The following is a 2,640-nucleotide window of genomic DNA, read 5'->3' as shown; positions in this document are numbered from 1 at the left end:
GCCCAAGGCGACTCGGACATGAGCGGAATGGCCGGCATGGATCACGGAGCCGGTCGCTCCGCGGGGATGGACCATGCGAGCATGGCTGGTATGGATCACAGCCAAATGCCTGGGATGGATCATGGTCAAATGTCTGGAATGGATCATGGACAGATGGCCGGTATGCAGCATGGTGCTGCCGGAGCTATGACTATGCAGAGCCACCCGAGCAGCGAGAACGGCAATCCGCTGGTGGACATGCAGACCATGATGCCGGTGGCCAAGCTGGACGATCCAGGCCTTGGCTTGCGCAACAATGGTCGTCGAGTCCTGACCTATGCCGATCTGCGCAGCCGTTTCGCCGATCCTGACGGCCGGGTGCCAAGTCGGACCATCGAGCTGCACCTGACCGGTCATATGGAGCGTTTCGCCTGGTCCATCGACGGTGTGGAATTCGCCCACGCCCAGCCGATCCGGCTGAAATATGGTGAAAGGCTGCGCATCGTGCTGGTCAACGACACCATGATGCACCACCCCATTCACCTCCATGGTCTGTGGAGTGACCTGGAAGATGAAAATGGCAACTTCCTGGTCCGCAAACACACCATCGACATGCCGCCTGGCTCGAAGCGCAGCTACCGCGTGACTGCCGATGCCTTGGGCCGCTGGGCCTACCACTGCCACCTGTTGATGCACATGGACCTCGGAATGTTCCGTGAAGTCCGCGTCGAAGAATGAGGAGAGCTGAGATGACCACCTTCCAATTGCGCAAAACCCTGTTCGCCAGCGCCTTGGCCTTTGGCCTGCTTGGCGCTCTGTCGAATGCGATGGCACAGAGCGAGCACGAAGGACATCACCCGCAGAATACCCAAACCGGCAAGCCGGCCGCTCAGAAGCCCCAGCCTGGCGAGATGAAGAGTCAGGGCAACATGAACATGGGAAGTGGCCAAATGCCGCAAGGCGGCATGATGGACCACAGCCAGATGATGGACCATGGTGGCATGGACCATGACCAGATGATGAAACAGATGCACGACCAGAACATGGGTCAAGGGCAGATGAATCATGACGGTATGCCCCCGGCAAAAGCCGCGTCTGGCGCCAAGGACGGGAAAAATGGGCAATAAGTTTCCCCTCGTATTCGCCCTGAGTCTCGGGATGGTCGGTGCCGCTCAAGCGGTCGAGGTCGAGGACCACTCGGCTCACGCTGGTCATGGCGGAAGCGCTTCGCCGTCGAACGGCCAACCTAGTGCACATAATCCACAAGCCGAGCCTCAAAAGGCTGCCACATCGGAACAAGGCATGCCGATGATGAATCACGGCAGCATGGACCATGGCCAGATGATGCAGCAGATGCATGGTGGCCAGATGAGCCATGAGCAGATGATGCAAATGCATCAGCAGCACATGGAGATGCGGTCGACGAGCCAAGCAAGTCAGCCTCAGCGTCGGTACCAGGGCGCTCCGGTGCCACCGCTGACTGACGCTGACCGCGCAGCAGCCTTTCCGCCGTTGCCACCACACGCCATGCACAAGGACGGGATCAACTACCTGTTTCTCGCCGATCAGTTGGAGTGGCAGGATGCCGACGACGGCAGCGCGCTGAGCTGGGATCTGAGTGGTTGGGTTGGCGGCAATATCGACCGCCTCGCCTTCCGCTCCGAAGGCGAGCGCCTCAACGGTCACACCGAAGAGGCCGAACTGCAGCTGCTGTGGAGCCACGCCATCGGTCCTTGGTGGGAAACCGTGGCCGGGGTACGGCAGGACTTCAAACCGGGTTCGCCGCAGACCTGGGCCGCCTTCGGCGTGCAGGGCATGCCGCTGTATGGGTTGGAAACCGAGGCGACCGCCTTCCTGGGCGAAGGGGGGCAGAGTGCTGCACGCCTGAGTGCCGAGTACGACATGCTGCTGACCAACCGCCTCATCCTGCAGCCAGTCGCTGAAGTCAATCTGTTCGGCCGCAATGATGAGGAGCGTGGCGTCGGCTCGGGCCTTAGCGACACCCAGCTTGGCCTGCGCCTGCGCTACGAGATTCGCCGCGAATTTGCTCCATACATTGGGGTGAACTGGACCCGCGCCTACGGCAACACCGCCGACCTGCTGCGCGAAGAGGACGAGGATGTCAGCGAGGCGCGTTTGGTGGCTGGTGTCCGAATCTGGTTCTGAGAGATCAAATGAAATGAAAAGAACTATAAAAACCCTGACGCTGGCCAGCCTTGTTGCAGCAGTAGTTGGTGCCGGCGTCGTGTATTCCGGCGTTATCAACGTGGGGGCTGATGACCCGCATTTCCCAGCAATTCATGCGCTGCTGAACACTGCGCGCGAGCGTTCGATTGCTGTGCGAGCCAGGGATGTCGAGGTTCCCAATCTCGCCGATGAAAAGATGATTCGATCAGGCGCCGGTAACTACAACTCGATGTGTATCGGTTGCCACCTGGCTCCAGGGGTGAGTGAAACCGAACTCAGCCAGAGCCTTTATCCAGCTCCGCCCGACTTGAGTAAGGTGGGAGCTAATGGCAACCCCGCAGCCACATTCTGGATCATCAAGCATGGGATCAAGGCTTCGGGCATGCCTGCCTGGGGCAAGAGCATGGGCGATGAGTATATATGGGGAATGGTGGCCTTCCTGGAGCAGTTGCCGAAGCTTGATGCGCAGGAATA

Annotated in this window: 4 protein-coding genes; all 4 read left to right on the top strand. The window is 59.8% G+C overall.

Going from position 1 to position 2,640, the window contains the following annotated elements; genetic code table 11:
- On the top strand, positions 1 to 717 hold a 717-nt coding region (locus RA210_RS18605; RefSeq protein WP_201487609.1), incomplete at its 5' end, for a multicopper oxidase domain-containing protein.
- A gap of 11 nt (positions 718 to 728) precedes the next feature.
- Positions 729 to 1,106: a hypothetical protein gene (locus RA210_RS18600; protein ID WP_201487608.1), complete on the top strand. Its 378-nt coding sequence runs from the start codon at positions 729 to 731 to the stop codon at positions 1,104 to 1,106.
- The gene (locus tag RA210_RS18595; RefSeq protein WP_236574806.1) at positions 1,096 to 2,145 is read left to right on the top strand and encodes a copper resistance protein B; all 1,050 of its coding nucleotides are present in this window, start codon (positions 1,096 to 1,098) and stop codon (positions 2,143 to 2,145) included. The genes RA210_RS18600 and RA210_RS18595 overlap by 11 nt, the downstream gene beginning before the upstream one ends.
- 13 nt (positions 2,146 to 2,158) lie before the next feature.
- Positions 2,159 to 2,640: c-type cytochrome (locus RA210_RS18590; RefSeq protein WP_201487607.1), on the top strand; the 482-nt coding region annotated here is incomplete at its 3' end.

Source organism: Pseudomonas sp. OF001 (genome assembly GCF_904426495.1).
In the GTDB taxonomy this organism is placed as follows: Bacteria; Pseudomonadota; Gammaproteobacteria; order Pseudomonadales; family Pseudomonadaceae; genus Geopseudomonas.
This window is presented reverse-complemented; position numbering and strand designations above follow the sequence as displayed.